Genomic DNA, 17,741 nt, shown 5'->3' on the forward strand with positions numbered 1-17,741 from the left:
GTGTTAACCACAAGACAGTTCGCGGTGAGTTAGGAAAACTCTTTTACCACTCGTTCAAGGATCGGCACATTTGCTTCAGGGAAGGTGTAATCAGGCATAGCATTGATATCGACCCAGCGTCCTTCTTGGCCTTCGCGACCATAAGGTTGATTCTCGAAATGTGAAACGATCATAAAATCAAACTTCAAAGACTTGTCTGGATAGTCGTATTCCAAATGCTCAAACAAAGCTTGTTCAGTGACGGTAATACCAATCTCTTCCTCAAGCTCACGAATCATCGCTTGCTCAACACTTTCACCTTGCTCAACTTTGCCGCCAGGGAATTCCCAAAAACCACCTTTGTGTTTGTCGCTTGGGCGTTTGGTGATGAAGATTTGCGACTTGTCTTGGTTAAAGATGATCGCCGCAACAATGTGAATTCTTTTCATTAGATTCGTTCCTAGATCTATCGATACAAAAAGAGCCGCCTAAGCGACTCTTTATTTATGTTTTCAGACTGTATTAGTCAATTTTACCGTGGCATTGCTTGTACTTTTTGCCGCTGCCACATGGACAAGGCTCATTACGACCCACTTTACGCTCTTCACGAACCATTGGTTGGTTAGAGCCTTCTTCCGATTCTTCACCTTCCGAAAGTGGGTTCTGTGCTGCCGCGTGTTGAGCTTGTGCACGACGAGCTGCTTCTTCAGCTTGTGCGCGACGTTGCTCTTCCATACGCTCAACTTCTTCTTGTTGTTGAACTCGAACACGAGATAGAACAGTGATAACGTCTGTTTTCAGCGCTTCTAGTAGACCTTCAAACAGTTCAAACGATTCACGCTTGTACTCTTGTTTCGGGTTCTTCTGCGCGTAGCCACGTAGGTGAATACCTTGACGTAGGTGATCCATTGCCGCTAGGTGCTCTTTCCAAAGCGTGTCTAGCGTTTGAAGCATAACTGACTTCTCAAAGTTACGAAGCACTTGTGCACCCACAACTTCTTCTTTCGCTTTGTAGACTTCAACTGCTAGGTTGATGATCTTCTCACGTAACGCTTCTTCGTATAGCTTGTCGTCTTCCTCAAGCCATTGCTTAATAGGCGCATCTAGATCGAAGTCTGCCTTCAAGCGCTCTTGAAGACCTTCCACATCCCACATATCTTCTAGAGATTGTGGTGGAATGTATTCATCGATGATCGCAGTAACAACATCTTCACGGTTTTGCTCGATCATGTCGCTAATGTCGTCAACACTCATTAGCTCATCACGCAATTCGTAAACCACTTTACGTTGATCGTTCGCCACGTCATCGTATTCAAGAAGCTGTTTACGGATATCGAAGTTACGACCTTCCACTTTACGCTGTGCTTTTTCGATTGAACGAGACAACATCTTAGATTCGATCGCTTCACCTTCTTCCATACCGCTTTGGATAAGGCTAGCCATACGGTCCGAAGTAAAGATACGCAGTAGTGAATCTTCCATTGATAGGTAGAAACGAGATGAACCTGCGTCACCTTGACGACCAGAACGGCCACGTAGCTGGTTATCGATACGGCGAGATTCGTGACGCTCAGTACCGATGATGTGTAGACCACCAGCTTCTAGTACTTGATCGTGAACTTGTTTCCACTCAGCTTTGATAGCATCGATCTGTTCTTTGGTTGGATCTTGAAGCGCTTCTACTTTCGCTTGCCAGCTACCACCCAACACGATATCGGTACCACGACCAGCCATGTTAGTTGCGATAGTTACCGCACCAGGCGTACCAGCTTCTGCAACGATCTCAGCTTCGCGTTCGTGGAACTTAGCGTTTAGTACGTTGTGTTTAATCTTCGCTTTCTTAAGTGCATTAGAAAGAAGCTCTGATTTCTCAATAGAAACCGTACCCACTAGAGATGGTTGACCTTTCTCTACGCGCTCTTTGATGTCTTCGATGATTGCAGCAAATTTCTCAGCTTCAGTACGGTAAACCACGTCTGGCATATCGTTACGGATCATAGGTTTGTTGGTTGGGATAACCACCGTTTCAAGACCGTAAATCGATTGGAATTCGAATGCTTCTGTATCCGCTGTACCTGTCATGCCTGACAGTTTTTCGTATAGACGGAAGTAGTTCTGGAAAGTAATCGAAGCCAGCGTTTGGTTTTCGTTTTGAATCTTAACGCCTTCTTTCGCTTCAACCGCTTGGTGAAGACCTTCAGACCAACGACGACCAGCCATTGTACGACCGGTATGTTCATCAACGATAACCACTTCACCGTCATCATTGACGATGTAATCTACGTTGCGCTCGAACAATACGTGTGCACGAAGTGCTGCGTTCACGTGGTGCAGCAGGCTGATGTTAGTTGGAGAGTAAAGTGTATCACCCTCTTCCATCAGACCATTTTTCACCATCAGTTCTTCAACGAATTCTTGACCCGTTTCTGTTAAGTGAACTTGCTTAGATTTCTCGTCAACTGTGTAGTGACCGTCACCGCGGTACTCTTCAGAGTCTTCTTTATCTTGCTTTTGCAGATGTGGAATAAGTAGGTTGATACGAGTATATAGTTCTGAGCTATCTTCAGCAGGACCAGAGATAATCAGTGGGGTACGAGCTTCATCGATAAGGATTGAGTCCACCTCATCGACTACAGCGAAGAAGCGCTCACGTTGAACACGATCTTCATTGCGGAAAGCCATGTTGTCACGTAGGTAGTCAAAGCCAAACTCGTTGTTTGTTCCGTATAGGATATCAGCTTGGTAAGCTTCTTTTTTCGCTTGAGGAGGCATGTTTGGCACGTTCACGCCAACGGTCATACCTAAGAATTCAAATAGTGGACGGTTTGTCTCAGCATCACGTGTTGCTAGGTAATCGTTCACCGTTACTACGTGTACACCTTTACCTGGAAGTGCGTTTAGGTAAGCTGGAAGGGTTGCAGTTAGAGTTTTACCTTCACCAGTACGCATTTCCGCGATTTGGCCACCGTTCAGTACCATACCACCGATAAGCTGAACGTCGAAGTGACGCATACCGTAAACACGCTTAGATGCTTCACGAACAGTAGCAAAAGCTTCTGGAAGTAGCTTATCAAGAGTTTCGCCTTGCTCTAGGCGTTCACGGAACTCAACAGTTTTAGCTTTTAGCTCTTCATCTGAAAGTGCTTCGAACGTTGGTTCGTAGTTATTGATCTCTTTTACAATTTTTCTAAGGCGGCGCAGTGTTCGGTCGTTGCGACTGCCAATTACTTTTGTCAGTAGCTTAGCTATCATTTTTCGTGAATCTCTCTTTAATCAGACCGTTCCCGATCTACTCGTAATGCCTTCAGTCTCTGCCAGTTTGGAACTAAGAATACTGAGATAAATCATTTATCAAAGATATTGAGTTCAAACATCCATATTTCAAGGCTAAATTTTGAATCAATGTGGCTTAGTGTAAGGATTTTTCATCGATACAACCATAAATAGACGTATTTGTTTGAAGCACTCGTAAGTTTTTAGACAAACTGATGGCGGATTAGCCAGTATTGCATAAGGCCCAAGACGTAAAGTCAGCATTTTCAAAACAATCCGCTTTAACTTGCTAAACCCAAATTGTCAGGCTGAACTGAAAATAAAGGCCATAATGTAAACTATACCTAAGCAGAAAGCTGCTCTAGAATACCAATATCTCAACAAAATTAGATTTTACCTATGCGTGATCATCGCCCAACCTCAACAGACGATCTTATTGCTGAATCTCAATTTAAACAGATTCAAGAGCATGCTGGAGAGATCCTACAGCTGAACCAAGCCGTTCAAGAGATCTTACCAAAAGGAACGGCAGATCATTGCCGAGTAGCGAATGTGCGTAATGGTCATTTATTGATTGATGTATCGAGTGCTGCGATCAAAATGAAGATCGACTACGATCGACTAATGATCCTAAACAAATTGCGAACGCAAGGTTTTGCCAAATTGATGAGTGTGGAAGTTCGGATTAATCCGTCTTTATACCGTAATCGGTTTGAGCAAGAGAACAAACCTAAGCGTCCACCATTAACTGAATCGGCGGCAAACTCGTTGTTAATCATTGCTGATATGGCGCCACCAAAGATCCAAGAACGTTTGAAACGCCTTGCCGATATGGCAGAAAAGAAAAGCGAAAAATAGATAAAAAAGTTTCAGATACTAAAAAGCCAGGCATTGCCTGGCTTTTTTTAATTTGTTTGCGTTGGCGTATTTTACGCTAGAACCATGTTTGGTTGTGCAAAAGCAACTGGTGAACCTTCTTCTTCTTCGAATGTTGTCCATTCCCATGCTTCTTGATCTGCAAGAACAGCACGCAGAAGTTGGTTGTTTAGACCATGGCCTGATTTGAACGCACGGAATTCACCGATAATTGCGTGACCACACATGTAAAGGTCACCAATCGCGTCCAATACTTTGTGAGTAACAAACTCATTATCAAAGCGTAGACCTTCTTCATTAAGAATACGGTAATCATCCAGTACGATTGCGTTATCAAAGCTACCACCAAGAACTAGGTTCTGAGATTGTAGATATTCGATATCACGCATGAAACCAAACGTACGTGCACGAGAGATCTCGCGAACGAAACCTTGAGATGAGAAGTCAAACAGAAGACGTTGCTCGTCTGATTCGATCGCAGGGTGGTTGAATTCAATTTCGAAGTCCATACGGAAGCCGTTAAATGGAACAAACTCTGCCCACTTATCGCCATCTTCAAAACGAACTGGTTTCTTAATACGGATAAACCGCTTAGGTGCATTTTGCGTTTCGATACCTGCTTGTTGTAGCAAGTATACGAATGGGCTAGCGCTACCATCCATGATTGGAATTTCAGGTGCGTCAACTTCAACAATAATGTTGTCGATGCCCATACCAGCAAGTGCCGCGTTCAAGTGTTCAACAGTTGAAATACGCACGCCTTCGTCGTTCACTAGTGCTGTACATAGCATAGTGTCACGAACAGACGCAGGATCAGCTGGGAAATCTACAGGTGGGTTTACATCTGTACGACGGTAAATGATACCTGTATTAGCAGCAGCTGGGCGCAGAGTAAGTGTGACTTTACGACCAGAGTGGAGACCCACACCAGTTGTTTTCACTATTTCTTTCAGAGTACGTTGTCTGATCATCTGCTTGCCTCTCTAAAATATGCTACAAAACACGGCCGTCTGTAACGTCGACCGTGAATGCTACCATAATTTTGAGCTATGTCAAATTTATGGGTTAAAGATTAATCAGCCTGACGACGCAAAAATGCCGGTATATCTAAATAACCGCTTTCTTTCTCTTGCTTTGGTGCTGCAGAGCTTTGGCTCGCAGAAGAAGCAGGAGATGAAACTGTGTTTGTCGGCTGAGGAGTTACCTGTGGCTTCTCTTGCACTGGAGTAGTTTGCAAGGTCTGTGCCGGTTTCTCTTCAGCTTGTGGCGCTGCAGCTTGCTGTTGTGGTTGAGTTTGCGGAGCAGCTGTTGGAGCTACTTTCGCTTTGCCACCCGCAACTAGCGTGATGTCTGGTTTTTTCTCGTTGCCGATACCCGTCGCAACAACTGTTACACGGATTTCGTCAGTCATATCTGGGTCTAGAGAAGTACCGATAACCACTGTCGCATTGTCAGAAGCAAATGCTTTCACTGTGTTACCCACTGTCTCAAACTCGTCCAGACGCATGTCCAAACCAGCAGTGATGTTAACAAGAACACCACGAGCGCCTGCTAGATCGATATCTTCTAGAAGCGGGCTAGAAATTGCCATTTCTGCTGCTTCTTCCGCACGATCTTCGCCTTTCGCGATGCCGCTACCCATCATTGCATGACCCATCTCAGACATCACAGTACGTACGTCTGCGAAGTCGACGTTGATCATGCCAGGACGAGTGATTAGCTCTGCAATACCTTGAACCGCGTTCTTAAGAACGTCGTTCGCGCTTGCAAATGCTTCTAGCAGTGTTACACCACGACCAAGTACTTTAAGCAGCTTCTCGTTTGGAATCGTGATCAAAGAGTCAACGTGCTTAGACAGCTCGTCGATACCTTGCTCAGCAAATGCCAAACGTTTTTTGCCTTCAAAGCTGAACGGTTTTGTTACTACCGCAACAGTAAGAATGCCAAGCTCTTTAGCTACTTCAGCAATAACAGGTGCTGCACCAGTACCTGTACCACCACCCATACCAGCTGCGATAAACACCATATCGGCACCAGTTAGGGAATCTTTAATTCGATCTCTGTCTTCGAGAGCTGCCTCACGGCCGACCTGTGGATTCGCACCTGCACCCAGACCTTTAGTGATATCACCACCAATCTGAATGACATTGCCAACGCTTGTCTTACGAAGTGCTTGCGCATCAGTGTTGACGCTGATGAATTCCACACCTTCGATGGATTCACGCACCATGTGTTCAACAGCGTTACCACCGCCGCCACCAACTCCAACGACCTTGATTACTGCATCGTCAGACATTTCCATCATCGGTTCAAACATGTGTTGTCTCCGTTTATCCTGCAACTCAGGTTAAAACTCTTTTTGTATCCAATTACGCAATTTACCGAAAAAGCCAGTAACAGATGAGCGCTTAGGTTCATTATAATCGCTATCGTCGCTAGACTGCATGTCTCTTGCGTAATGAAGTAATCCAACTGCCGTAGAATGGTACGGCTCTTTTACATAGTCAGTTAAGCCGCTGACTTCGAGCGGTTTGCCGACCCTTACTTGGTTGCGGAATACGCGTTCCGCACATTCTACCACTCCTTCGATTTGCGCAGCACCGCCGGTGAGAACTACACCCGCGGCGAGATGGTGCTTGATGCCCTCTTCGCGCAATTTCGCTTGTACAGAGTCGATAGTTTGGTTAACCAGTCCCATAAGCTCTGAGTATCGCGGCTCAATCACTTCTGACAAAGTCTGACGTTGCAGACTACGTGAAGGTCGGCCACCCACGCTTGGAACGTTAACCGTGTCATCCTTACTGACTAGTTCACTCAAGGCACAGCCATATTTGACTTTTATTTCTTCAGCATCGCTCACTGGCGTACCAAAAGCAAAGGCAATATCGCTAGTTACCGCATTTCCTGCGTAAGAAAATACTTCAGTGTGACGTAACGCACCACCGGTCCAGATAGAAACATCCATCGTACCAGCGCCGATATCGACTACACAAACCCCAAGCTCTCTTTCGTCCTCGGTAATTACCGCATTACTTGCAGCAAGCCCAGAAAACACAAGTTGCTCTACTTTAAGGCCGCAGCGTTCTACTGCCTTAATAATATTGCGTGCCATATCATTATGGCATGAGATCAAATGGACACTCACTTCCATTCTCACTCCTGATAAACCAAGCGGGTTTTTAATGCCCTCTTGGTAGTCGATGGTGAACTCTTGCGGAATCACATGAAGGATTCGCTGTTCATCACCGATTTTAATCGATTTTGCAGTATGGATAGCGCGATCCATATCTTCTTGAGAAACTTCCTCGTCCGATATAGTGCCCATGCCTTTTTCAATTCGGCTTGCGATATGCTTACCAGACAACGAAATGAATACTCGGCTGATTTGGCATTCCGCCATTAACTCAGCTTGATCAACTGCGCGTTGTACTGATTTTACAACCGACTCCAAATCATTCACGCCGCCTTTGTCCATGCCACGTGAAGGGCTGCTACCCGCACCAATAATATTTATTTGGCCATCCGGTAGAATCTCACCCACTAGAGCTGATACGGTTGCAGTGCCTATATCAAGACCAACAATAATGTTGTCATCAGCGGCCTTAGTCATTCGTACTCTCTTGTTCTAACTCATGTTCAGGAAACCACCCAACGGCGGCTCCAGTATCGTACCTAAGATCGATATAACTGATTCTTTGAGTGTCACTGCCAAGCTTGTTATAAAGCGAGAAAAAACGCTCTATACGCTCATCCAGAGACTCTTTACCGAGCTCTAGTCGAATACCGTTATCAAGGATGATTTGCCAAGCTCGTCGCTCGTTTAATACCAGAGACGATATAGCTAGACCCAATGTTTGGAACTTAGGTCGGAGTTCGCGATAGGTTTGCAAGACTTCCGGCCCGGTTTCATTGGGTCCATATAACTTAACTTTCTCTTCCTTTAGCAGGCCGACATCGCCTTCGAATACCAAACCATTATTGTCTAACAGTTCGTTGCCATTCCAGATGGCTACAGGGCGATGTTCTGTCAAAAATACTTTTACCGTGTCCGGCCACTGCTTGCGAATCGCGGCATGCGCAACCCAAGGAATGGCTTCTACACTATGCTGCAGCACATCAATGTCTTGCGACATAAAAGTGCCGATATGATCAATCTGGCTAAACGCCGCTTGAACATCGTCTGCAGTGACGTACTCCAATTTACCTTGAAGCACAATTTTGGAGAGAGGTAACCTTTGGTCATCCCACATCCAACTGATCGCTGAGTACAAAACAGAACTAATTAAGGTCACCACGACAACGAAAAATAGCGCACCTAAAATTTTATCTTGGCGACCACGGTTATTGTCCGTGTTAAGTCGCTCTTCATTCAGTGCAATATTCAACAACGTCTTCGTTTCCTGACTTTTGTCCTGTACTTTTCACCGATTTAGCTAACATCGGCAAAAGTATTGACTTTAACCTTGGGATTATACTGAGCTCTTGTAAACTATCAAACACTGATAGCGATAAATCACAACGTTCTTGACGCAAAATCGAGATCTAGGTCTTTCTCTGTGCTTTGCGTCAATCGTCGCTGTTAGCCGAGCATCTTGTTAATGTTTAATTCAAGTGCTGCAAGTTGCTTCGCTACTTTACCGACATCACCCGCGCCTTGCGTCAAAATCAGGTCGCCGTCTTGTATAACGTTAGCTAAAACTGAAGGCAATTGCTCTATTTCAGGAACAAAAATTGGATCCACCTTCCCACGACTGCGAATAGTTCGGCATAAAGCACGACCATCAGCGCCTGCAATTGGCTTTTCACCAGCCGCGTAAACATCCAACATGATGAGAACGTCTACCTGCTCAAGTACATTCGCAAAGTCATCGTATAAATCACGAGTTCGGCTATAACGGTGCGGCTGGAAAATCATCACCAAACGCTTGTCTTGCCATCCACTGCGCGCAGCATTAATGGTTACGTCCACTTCTGTTGGGTGGTGACCGTAGTCATCAACAAGCATTGCATTGCCGTTGCCAGTATCAAACTCGCCTAAATGATCAAAACGACGACCTGTACCTTGAGTACCAGCCATTGCTTTTAAGATTGCTTCATCACTGATGTCGTCTTCTGTCGCTACGGCAATCGCTGCTGATGCATTGAGTGCATTGTGACGACCAGGGATGTTTAGTGTGATATCCAGATTCGCGCGACCTTCTCGTACCACGGTGAATTTGCCTTGCTGGCCTTCTTGATGGTAATTCTCGATACGTACGTCAGCATCCTCGGAGAAACCGTAAGTAATCACTTGGCGGCTAATACGCGGAATCAGCTCACGAATCACAGGATCGTCGATGCACACAATCGCTTGACCATAAAACGGTAGGTTGTGAAGGAAATCGATGAAGGTTTGCTTCAAGGTTTCAAAGTCACCACCGTAAGTATCCATGTGGTCAGCTTCGATGTTTGTTACGATGCTCACCATAGGTTGAAGGTGCAAGAATGAAGCATCACTTTCGTCTGCTTCAGCAATCAAAATTCGGCTAGAACCTAGGCGCGCATTTGTACCCGCGCTCTTTACCAGACCACCGTTTACAAACGTTGGATCAAGGCCTGCTTCAGAATAGATCTGAGTGACAAGAGCGGTCGTCGTCGTTTTGCCGTGTGTACCTGCGACAGCAATACCGTGACGGAATCGCATCAATTCAGCCAACATCTCTGCGCGGCGTACGATTGGGATACGTAATTCACGTGCCGCCATCACTTCTGGGTTTTCTTCGTTGATCGCCGTTGACACAACAACCACACTGGCTTTTTCTACATTGCTCGCTTGGTGGCCGATAAATACGGTTGCACCTTTTGATACCAAACGCTCTGTCACTGGGTTCTCTGATAGGTCAGAACCTGTGATTTGGTAGCCTTCGTTCAACAGCACTTCTGCAATGCCGCTCATGCCCGCACCACCAATACCGATGAAGTGGATGGATTTCACGCGGCGCATCTCTGGCACCATTGCGCGAATCTGAGCTAAGTCTTGTGTATGTTGGATTGTCATCAATTCTATTCTCAATAATTCGTTAACGCTTTTCGGTCAAAGCGACAATGGCTTGTGCGACAACTCGGTCAGCATTCAATTTTGCAGCGCCACGCGCTTGCTCAGCCATTGTAAGTAAAGCTTGTCGATCCAATTGTTGGATCTGCTGAGTCAGTGACTCAACGGTTAAATCTGGTTGTTCAATCATTTTCGCCGCGCCGCAATCCACTAAGTGGTCAGCATTCAGTGCCTGCTGGCGGTCTTTATGCATAAACGGAACAAAAATAGCGCCTACACCTGCTGCTGATACTTCAGAAACGGTTAACGCTCCAGAGCGACAAACTAAAAGGTCAGCCCATGCGTAAGCTTCTGCCACATCATCAATGAACTCCGTTGCTTCTGCATTTACCACACCATTAGCTTGGTATGCTGCGTTCACCTCTTCAGCGGAGCCTTTGCCCGCTTGATGACGAATACAGTAATCATCGCCCAATTTTGCCATCACTTCTGGCAGAGTTTGGTTAAGAATGCGTGCGCCTTGGCTGCCGCCCATCACCAAAATACGAATTTGACCTTGGCGTTCTTGCATGCGCTCGATTGGCGCAGCTAATTGAGTCACGTCTTCACGAACTGGGTTACCAACCACTTCAGCATTTGGAAAGGCGCCCGGGAAAGCCTGAAAAACCTTCTTAGCGATTTTTGATAGCCATTGGTTCGTTAAACCTGCTACCGCATTTTGCTCATGCAGAACAACAGGAATGCCACTCATCCAAGCGGCAATACCACCAGGACCACTCACATAACCGCCCATGCCAAGCACTGCGTCTGGCTGCCAGCGTTTCATGTGCGCACGAGCCTGCATGATGGCATTGATAATTTGAAATGGTGCCGCAAGAAGACGTTTAACGCCTTGACCTCGTAGACCTTTTACTTTGATAAAGTCGATTTCAATGCCGTGTTTTGGCACTAAATCCGCTTCCATTCTATCCGCGGTGCCTAACCAGCGAATCTCCCAACCTTGTTCTTGTAGCTGTTTCGCTACCGCAAGACCTGGGAACACGTGACCGCCAGTACCACCAGCCATCACCATCAAACGTTTATTTTTCTTCATCGATTTGTTGTTCTGATTCTTTCTGACCGCGCTTTAAGCGGCACTCGTGATCGATTCGCAGCAAGATAGATACTGCCACGGACATGATAATAAGACTCGAACCACCGTAACTGATCAGCGGTAGAGTAAGACCTTTGGTCGGAACGATACCGGCAGCTGCGCCGACGTTAACCAAAGTCTGAAAAGCAAACCAAATACCGATGCCAAATCCGAGGTAACCACCAAACATTTCGCCTTCATCAAAAGCGCGCTTGCCGATGTAAACGGCTTTAAGTACCAAGCTGAAGATCAGCATCAACACCAATACTACGCCGACAAAGCCAAGCTCTTCTGCTAGCACCGCAAATACGAAGTCAGTGTGTGCTTCTGGTAGATATTCGAGTTTTTGAATTGAGTTACCGAGACCTTGACCAAACCATTCACCACGACCAAACGCCATGAGTGACTGAGTGAGCTGATAACCGCTGCCGAATGGGTCTTCCCAAGGGTCTAAGAATGACGTCACACGGCGAATACGATATGGCTCGACCAAGATGAGGCCAACTACGGCACCAATACCGGCAATCATCAGAGCTAAGAATTGCGTCAGTTTAGCGCCGGCAATGAATAGCATACCGAACAAGGTCACCAACATTACGACTACGGTACCTAAATCGGGCTGCCCTAGAAGCAACACGGCGAAGAAGGCGAATACCATTATCGGCTTCATAAAACCGCCGAAGAAGGTTTGGCGCACTTCATCTTGCTTACGCACCAGATAACCGGACATAAAGACAAACAAGGAGAGCTTCGCCACCTCGGCAGGCTGCAAATTGAAAAGGCCAAGCGGTATCCAGCGGGATGCGCCGTTAACCGATTTACCTGCCACCAATACGATAATAAGCAACCCAAAGGCTATCCATAGAAGGTAGTGACTTCTCTTAAACCATTGCTCTAGAGGTACTTGGAGGATAACGGAGGAAACACCAATCGCCAGCACCAAGAAAGTGGCGTGACGGAACATGAAGTGAAACGGTTGATCCGTTAAACGTGAGCTGATCGGGAATGATGCTGATGTCACCATCACCAAACCAGTTAACATCAAACCCAGCGCAATCCAGACAAGTTGACGATCAAAGAGCGCCTCTGGTGCAGGATGCTTAAGCCAAGTGCCAATGCTGCGTTTAACGTTACCTAAACCCACGAAGTGTGTGACCTTTAATTATGCGTATTTCTCAGCAAGAGCTGCAAATGCGTCACCTCTTGCCATAAAGTTGTCGAATTGATCAAAGCTAGCACATGCCGGAGACAGCATCACCATATCGCCCGTTTTTAACTGCGAAGATATCTGTTGAATCACATCTTCCATGGTGTCGAAACGAGTTGCTGATTCATGCAGTGGCATAAATTCATCGCCATCTGCACCGAAGCAGCACAATTGTAGGTTCAGCGTTGCAAAGATCGGTTTTAATGGAGTGAAGTCCGCACCTTTTCCGACACCACCAACGAGTAAGTAAAGTTTACCCGTTGATTCAAGGCCAGAGAGCGCAGCCATAGTGCTCGCAATATTGGTCGCTTTAGAGTCATTCACCCATTTTACGCCACGATTATCCGCAACCACTTGGCATCGATGTGTCAAACCCGTGTAAGTTTTCAGTGCATTCAATGATTTGTGATAATCCACACCCGCCGCTTTAAGCAAAGCAAGCACCACAAGTGCGTTAGCAAGGTTGTGCTTACCAACCAACTTCAATTCATCACTGGCAATCACACGCAGCCCATGATCAAGCAGCCAAGTTCGGTTACCGTCGACTTCAAGGCCGTATGCTTGTTCATCACTACCAAACGTCACCAACGGTGTTTCAGTCTCAGGGAAGGTTTCTCGATCATCACGGTTAACCACTGCCAGTTCTGCGTTATCAAAAATGCGCAGTTTAGCTTGTCGGTAGTCCGCCATGCCGTCATAACGATCCATGTGGTCTTCCGAAAGGTTTAGAAACGCCGCCGCTTTAAGCTTCAAGCTTGATGTGGTTTCTAGTTGGAAGCTAGACAGTTCAAGTACATACAAATCTGCGTCTTGCTCTAGCAAATCGAGAGCAGGAACCCCTATGTTGCCACCAACACCGACCGTTAACCCAGCAGCTTTTGCTAGCACGCCGGTTAGGTCTGTTACTGTGCTTTTACCATTAGATCCGGTAATCGCAATAACTGGCTTATCGACGGCCCACGCGAAAAGTTCGATATCACCAACGACGGGTGTACCTTTAGCAATAATGGTTTGAATCTCTGGCTTTGCCAGTGCGATGCCAGGGTTAGTCACCACTAGGTCAGCATCTGCCAACCACTGTGTATTCCAACTGCCGCTGTGCAACTCTACCTGCTCAGGTAAACGCTCCGCACCCGGTGGATTCGCACGTGTATCGATGACTTTAACCGCCAGTTGCGGCTGATTTTTTGCAAGGTGTTTAACGACAGAGAGCCCGGTAATACCGAGCCCTACAACGACGACCTTATGTATGTTTTGCCAACGTTCCATATTTGATCACGCAATTTGTCTTGTTCTTGGAAGGTGCGATTAACGCACTTTCAGTGTCGCTAGACCAATCAGAACAAGAACCATAGAAATAATCCAGAAGCGCACGATTACGCGAGGCTCTGGCCAACCTTTTAATTCGTAGTGGTGGTGAATCGGTGCCATGCGGAAGATACGCTGACCACGCAGTTTGTAAGAACCTACCTGTAGAATTACTGATAGTGTCTCCATTACAAATACACCGCCCATGATCACGAGTACTAGCTCTTGACGAACCAATACTGCGATTGTGCCAAGCGCACCACCGAGTGCTAGTGAACCCACATCGCCCATGAACACTTGCGCGGGATAAGTGTTAAACCACAAGAAACCAAGACCTGCACCAACAATTGCCGTACACACCACAACTAATTCAGAAGCGTGCGGTAGGTAAGGAATGTGAAGGTATTCAGAAAAATTAACGTTACCCGTCGCCCATGCAATCACCGCAAAACCAGCCGCAACGAGAACCGTTGGCATAATAGCGAGGCCGTCTAGACCGTCAGTTAAGTTTACCGCGTTACTGGTCCCCACAATCACAAAATAAGTCAGGATAATATACATCAAGCCAAGTTGCGGCATGATGTCTTTAAAGAACGGCACGACAAGTTGAGTTGCTGCTGTGTCTTTGCCGTAAACGTATAGGGCAAAAGCCACCACAAACGCAATGAGTGATTGCCAGAAATACTTCCAACGAGCGATAAGACCATCTGTATTCTTACGCACAACTTTACGATAATCATCGACAAAACCGATTGCGCCATAACCGAGAAGCACCGTCAGTACTGCCCAAACATATGGGTTCGACAAATCAGCCCATAAAAGAATAGTGATAGAGATAGCAGCCAAAATCATAACACCTCCCATTGTTGGGGTGCCACGCTTGCTAAAGTGGGATTCTGGGCCTTCATTGCGAACAACCTGACCAATTTGTAGCATCTGTAGACGCTTGATCATAATTGGCCCCATCCAGAGTGAGAGCCCTAAAGCGGTTAAAACACTTAAGATTGCTCGAAACGACAGGTATTCAAACAATCGAAAAAAGGATAAGTATGGCTGTAGCAGCTCGGCAAGCCAAATAATCATTAATAATACTCCTTCAAAGCAGCAGCGACTTCAAACATACGTGCACCGTTCGCGCCTTTTACCAGTATTGTGTGGTGTTCAGGATCCGCTTGGTCTAGATGCTGCTTGATGTAGTCAATCATCTCTTGGTGTGTCTCAAAATGGATACCACTGCAAAGCTCGCTAATGACCTTTGCATCCGCACCATACGTGAGAACATATTCAAATTTTTGTGGGGCAGCATGTTCCCCGACTTGACGATGAAGTGCAAGACTTTCCTCACCCAACTCCGCCATATTGCCTAAAATCAACCAACGTTGTCCCTGAAAAGCCGACAACAGATCTACTGCCGCTTTCATTGCTGGAACGCTCGCGTTGTAGCTATCATCAATCAATTTGACTTTATCGCTAAGCTCTTCCACTTCAACACGGCCCTTGACCTTGTTTAAGTGCTTAAGACCCGTACGAACCTCTTCTAAGGTTGCGCCAAATTGCAACGCGATGATAGAAGCAGCAATCGCATTCGCCACGTTGTGTTGACCAATAATACCCAGAGACAGTTCAATTTCTTGTGAAGTTGCTGCGATATGTAAGTCAAAGCTTGCTTCGCCTGCGGCATTCAACACGATGTTAGAAGCGTAGAAATCTGCGTCAGTATTATTTTGTGAAAAAGTAATGACTTTCTTATCTGCTAACACTTGGGCCCACTTAGCTTCACCATTGCTGTCTAAGTTAACAATTGCAATACCACCAGCAGCTAGCCCTTGGTAGATTTCACCTTTAGCTTGTTTCACGCCATCGATAGACCCGAACCCTTCTAGGTGCGCTGCCGCCACGTTGTTTACTATCGCGATGTCAGGCTTAACCAGTTGAGTCGTGTATTCAATTTCACCAATATGGTTTGCACCTAGCTCAATCACCGCGTAGTCATCGTCTTGCTGCGAGCGTAGCAAGGTTAATGGCACGCCAATGTCATTGTTGAAGTTACCTGCAGTAAACAGCACTTTGCCTTTCAGCTGTAGAATAGTGGCAACCATCTCTTTCACGGTGGTTTTACCGCAGCTACCGGTGATCGCGACCGTCGGCGTTTGGCACGTTTGGTGAATCCAAGCTGCCACTTCACCTAATGCTACCTTACTATCGGCAACAACGACTTGAGGCACATTCACATTAAGCATTTTTTGTACCAACAAAGCACCAGCACCGAGTTCTATCGCTTGTTGGCAAAAATCGTGAGCATCAAAACGCTCTCCAACCAAAGCAACAAACAGAGCGCCTTGCCCGATAGCTCGAGTGTCGGTTGAAACAGATTCAATAGATGAGTCACTGCCAAGCAATTTACCGCCAGTAATGTCCGCAATTTGAGAAAGCGTTACTGTGATCATGATGAAAGCCCCAATAGTGTCATGGCTGACTCGCGGTCAGAGTAATGGATGGTTCCAGAATTTAAAATTTGGTAGTCCTCATGGCCTTTACCCGCCAGAAGGATAATGTCTTGCGAAGAGGTATGCTCAAGTGCGTAAGACAGTGCTTTAAAACGGTCATGTTGCACAATCGCCTCAGCTGGTTTCGTTAGGCCAGCCAACATGTCTTTCATGATAAGCGCTGGATCTTCGCTACGAGGGTTATCATCGGTAAATACCACTTTGTCACCCAAACGCTCGGCAATTTCCGCCATCATTGGGCGCTTACCAGCATCACGATCACCACCACAGCCGAAGATAGCCCAAAGCTCACCTTGGCAATGCACACGCAATGCTTGCAACGCTTTTTCTAGCGCGTCAGGCGTGTGGGCGTAATCCACCACTACTTTGGCCTTATCATCCGCTCGGAATAGCTCCATACGACCAAATACAGGCCGTAATTGACCTGCTGTTGCCAGCAAATCTTGCTTGCTAAAACCGAGACTAAGTAACGTCGTGAATGCCAACATCAGGTTCGCGGCATTGAACTCTCCGATAAGTGGCGCATGCAAAGTACCTTCACCAAATTTGCCATCAAACTCAATCGTTATGCCAGATTCAGCATAAGCGATGTGGTTTGCATATACGCTTTGAGAAAATTCTGTTGTTGGCTTGAGTGATACGGCAAGCGCGTTGTTCAACTGCTTCGCCCACGCTGCGCCCACAACATCATCGACATTGATAACAGCGTGACCACATTGATGTTCAGTAAACAGGGTTAACTTAGCATTGGCGTATTCTTCCATCGTGCCATGGTAATCGAGATGGTCACGACTCAGGTTAGTAAACACACCAGCAGCAAAAGACAGCGCCTTAACGCGACCTTGAATCAAACCATGAGAAGACACTTCAAGCGCTGTGTATTGCGCTTTTTGCTCAGCGAGCGAAGACAGTGTTTTTTGGATTTCAACGGCGTTGCCCGTAGTATTCGCAGCTTCTTGTAGGTTGTCGAGAAAGCCATTTCCCGTGGTTCCCATTACCGCCGCTTTTGAACCGACCAAATCAATCCATTGAGCAATCAGCTGAGTGATGGTGGTTTTGCCGTTGGTGCCAGTGACACCAATCAAATCCATCGTTGGGTAGGTATACAAATGACCTGCAATTTCAGATAGGCACTTATCCAGCGCATCAAGGTAAATCACTGGAACATCATCAACAATCTCAATCGTGCCATGCGCTTTTTGCTCACAAGCTTGAGCAATCACCGCATTCGCACCTTGCTCAATTGCGGTTGGGATAAATTTACGCCCATCCACAACATGGCCAATGATAGCTACAAAGGTTGTTCCAGATTGAACTCGTCGACTGTCGAGTTCCAATTCAGAAACAAGAATGGACGACAAACTCGGGCAATCGACCCAAGTGGAAAGCAGCGTGTCCATACTGATGGCTTTAGTCATATTTATT

14 protein-coding genes are annotated in these 17,741 nt (G+C 46.4%); 1 reads left to right on the forward strand and 13 read right to left on the reverse strand.

Annotated elements, in window-relative coordinates; genetic code table 11:
• Nucleotides 1-29: 29 nt before the first annotated feature.
• Both mutT and secA read right to left on the reverse strand, forming a co-directional pair.
• A complete protein-coding gene (gene mutT / locus ATB78_RS02830; RefSeq protein ID WP_061007765.1) occupies nucleotides 30-428 on the reverse strand; it encodes an 8-oxo-dGTP diphosphatase MutT in 399 nt (132 codons plus the stop codon).
• Between the two features lie 73 nt (nucleotides 429-501).
• Nucleotides 502-3,231, reverse strand: a complete 2,730-nt coding sequence (secA, locus tag ATB78_RS02835) for a preprotein translocase subunit SecA (RefSeq protein WP_020194009.1) — start codon at nucleotides 3,229-3,231, stop codon at nucleotides 502-504.
• Between the two features lie 420 nt (nucleotides 3,232-3,651).
• On the opposite strand from secA, the gene ATB78_RS02840 reads away from it, so the two are divergent.
• Entirely contained in the window at nucleotides 3,652-4,110 is a 459-nt protein-coding gene (locus ATB78_RS02840; RefSeq protein ID WP_045482257.1) for a DciA family protein, read from the forward strand.
• Nucleotides 4,111-4,181: 71 nt separating this feature from the next.
• On the opposite strand, the gene lpxC is transcribed toward ATB78_RS02840, so the two are convergent.
• The 11 genes from lpxC to murE all read right to left on the reverse strand — a co-directional run bounded on the left by lpxC (nucleotide 4,182) and on the right by murE (nucleotide 17,734).
• Complete coding sequence (gene lpxC, locus ATB78_RS02845; RefSeq protein WP_005436150.1) at nucleotides 4,182-5,099, reverse strand: UDP-3-O-acyl-N-acetylglucosamine deacetylase; 918 nt, start codon at nucleotides 5,097-5,099, stop codon at nucleotides 4,182-4,184.
• A 101-nt stretch (nucleotides 5,100-5,200) separates the two neighbouring features.
• Nucleotides 5,201-6,445, reverse strand: a complete 1,245-nt coding sequence (ftsZ, locus tag ATB78_RS02850; RefSeq protein ID WP_005436149.1) for a cell division protein FtsZ — start codon at nucleotides 6,443-6,445, stop codon at nucleotides 5,201-5,203.
• Between the two features lie 30 nt (nucleotides 6,446-6,475).
• Nucleotides 6,476-7,738 carry a cell division protein FtsA gene (gene ftsA / locus ATB78_RS02855; protein WP_005436133.1) on the reverse strand — a complete coding sequence of 421 codons (1,263 nt, stop codon included), beginning with the start codon at nucleotides 7,736-7,738 and terminating at the stop codon, nucleotides 6,476-6,478.
• Complete coding sequence (locus ATB78_RS02860) at nucleotides 7,731-8,516, reverse strand: cell division protein FtsQ/DivIB (RefSeq protein WP_005436132.1); 786 nt, start codon at nucleotides 8,514-8,516, stop codon at nucleotides 7,731-7,733. The genes ftsA and ATB78_RS02860 overlap by 8 nt, the downstream gene beginning before the upstream one ends.
• Before the next feature lie 191 nt (nucleotides 8,517-8,707).
• A complete protein-coding gene (gene murC / locus ATB78_RS02865) occupies nucleotides 8,708-10,165 on the reverse strand; it encodes a UDP-N-acetylmuramate--L-alanine ligase (RefSeq protein WP_038893967.1) in 1,458 nt (485 codons plus the stop codon).
• Between the two features lie 22 nt (nucleotides 10,166-10,187).
• Nucleotides 10,188-11,255, reverse strand: coding sequence for an undecaprenyldiphospho-muramoylpentapeptide beta-N-acetylglucosaminyltransferase (murG, locus tag ATB78_RS02870; protein WP_061007766.1), 1,068 nt, complete (start codon nucleotides 11,253-11,255; stop codon nucleotides 10,188-10,190).
• Nucleotides 11,242-12,438: a cell division protein FtsW gene (ftsW, locus tag ATB78_RS02875; RefSeq protein ID WP_061007767.1), complete on the reverse strand. Its 1,197-nt coding sequence runs from the start codon at nucleotides 12,436-12,438 to the stop codon at nucleotides 11,242-11,244. Before ftsW ends, murG begins: the two co-directional genes overlap by 14 nt.
• 18 nt (nucleotides 12,439-12,456) lie before the next feature.
• On the reverse strand, nucleotides 12,457-13,770 hold the full coding sequence (gene murD / locus ATB78_RS02880) for a UDP-N-acetylmuramoyl-L-alanine--D-glutamate ligase (protein ID WP_061007768.1): 1,314 nt from the start codon (nucleotides 13,768-13,770) through the stop codon (nucleotides 12,457-12,459).
• 39 nt (nucleotides 13,771-13,809) lie between these two features.
• Nucleotides 13,810-14,892, reverse strand: coding sequence for a phospho-N-acetylmuramoyl-pentapeptide-transferase (mraY, locus tag ATB78_RS02885; protein ID WP_061007769.1), 1,083 nt, complete (start codon nucleotides 14,890-14,892; stop codon nucleotides 13,810-13,812).
• Nucleotides 14,892-16,256 (reverse strand): UDP-N-acetylmuramoyl-tripeptide--D-alanyl-D-alanine ligase, encoded by a 1,365-nt coding sequence (gene murF, locus ATB78_RS02890; protein WP_061007770.1) that lies wholly within the window; start codon nucleotides 16,254-16,256, stop codon nucleotides 14,892-14,894. Before murF ends, mraY begins: the two co-directional genes overlap by 1 nt.
• Nucleotides 16,253-17,734, reverse strand: coding sequence for a UDP-N-acetylmuramoyl-L-alanyl-D-glutamate--2,6-diaminopimelate ligase (gene murE / locus ATB78_RS02895; protein WP_061007771.1), 1,482 nt, complete (start codon nucleotides 17,732-17,734; stop codon nucleotides 16,253-16,255). The genes murF and murE overlap by 4 nt, the downstream gene beginning before the upstream one ends.
• Nucleotides 17,735-17,741: the final 7 nt, after the last annotated feature.

The organism is Vibrio sp. CUB2 (genome assembly GCF_001557945.1).
GTDB classification, from domain to species: Bacteria; Pseudomonadota; Gammaproteobacteria; order Enterobacterales; family Vibrionaceae; genus Vibrio; species Vibrio owensii.

Bases quoted from the DNA above. Each gene is read 5' to 3' on its own strand.
- mutT (WP_061007765.1), bottom strand. From the start codon at position 428: ATGAAAAGAATTCACATTGTTGCGGCGATCATCTTTAACCAAGACAAG.
- secA (WP_020194009.1), bottom strand. From the start codon at position 3,231: ATGATAGCTAAGCTACTGACAAAAGTAATTGGCAGTCGCAACGACCGA.
- ATB78_RS02840 (WP_045482257.1), top strand. From the start codon at position 3,652: ATGCGTGATCATCGCCCAACCTCAACAGACGATCTTATTGCTGAATCT.
- lpxC (WP_005436150.1), bottom strand. From the start codon at position 5,099: ATGATCAGACAACGTACTCTGAAAGAAATAGTGAAAACAACTGGTGTG.
- ftsZ (WP_005436149.1), bottom strand. From the start codon at position 6,445: ATGTTTGAACCGATGATGGAAATGTCTGACGATGCAGTAATCAAGGTC.
- ftsA (WP_005436133.1), bottom strand. From the start codon at position 7,738: ATGACTAAGGCCGCTGATGACAACATTATTGTTGGTCTTGATATAGGC.
- murC (WP_038893967.1), bottom strand. From the start codon at position 10,165: ATGACAATCCAACATACACAAGACTTAGCTCAGATTCGCGCAATGGTG.
- murG (WP_061007766.1), bottom strand. From the start codon at position 11,255: ATGAAGAAAAATAAACGTTTGATGGTGATGGCTGGTGGTACTGGCGGT.
- murD (WP_061007768.1), bottom strand. From the start codon at position 13,770: ATGGAACGTTGGCAAAACATACATAAGGTCGTCGTTGTAGGGCTCGGT.
- mraY (WP_061007769.1), bottom strand. From the start codon at position 14,892: ATGATTATTTGGCTTGCCGAGCTGCTACAGCCATACTTATCCTTTTTT.
- murF (WP_061007770.1), bottom strand. From the start codon at position 16,256: ATGATCACAGTAACGCTTTCTCAAATTGCGGACATTACTGGCGGTAAA.
- murE (WP_061007771.1), bottom strand. From the start codon at position 17,734: ATGACTAAAGCCATCAGTATGGACACGCTGCTTTCCACTTGGGTCGAT.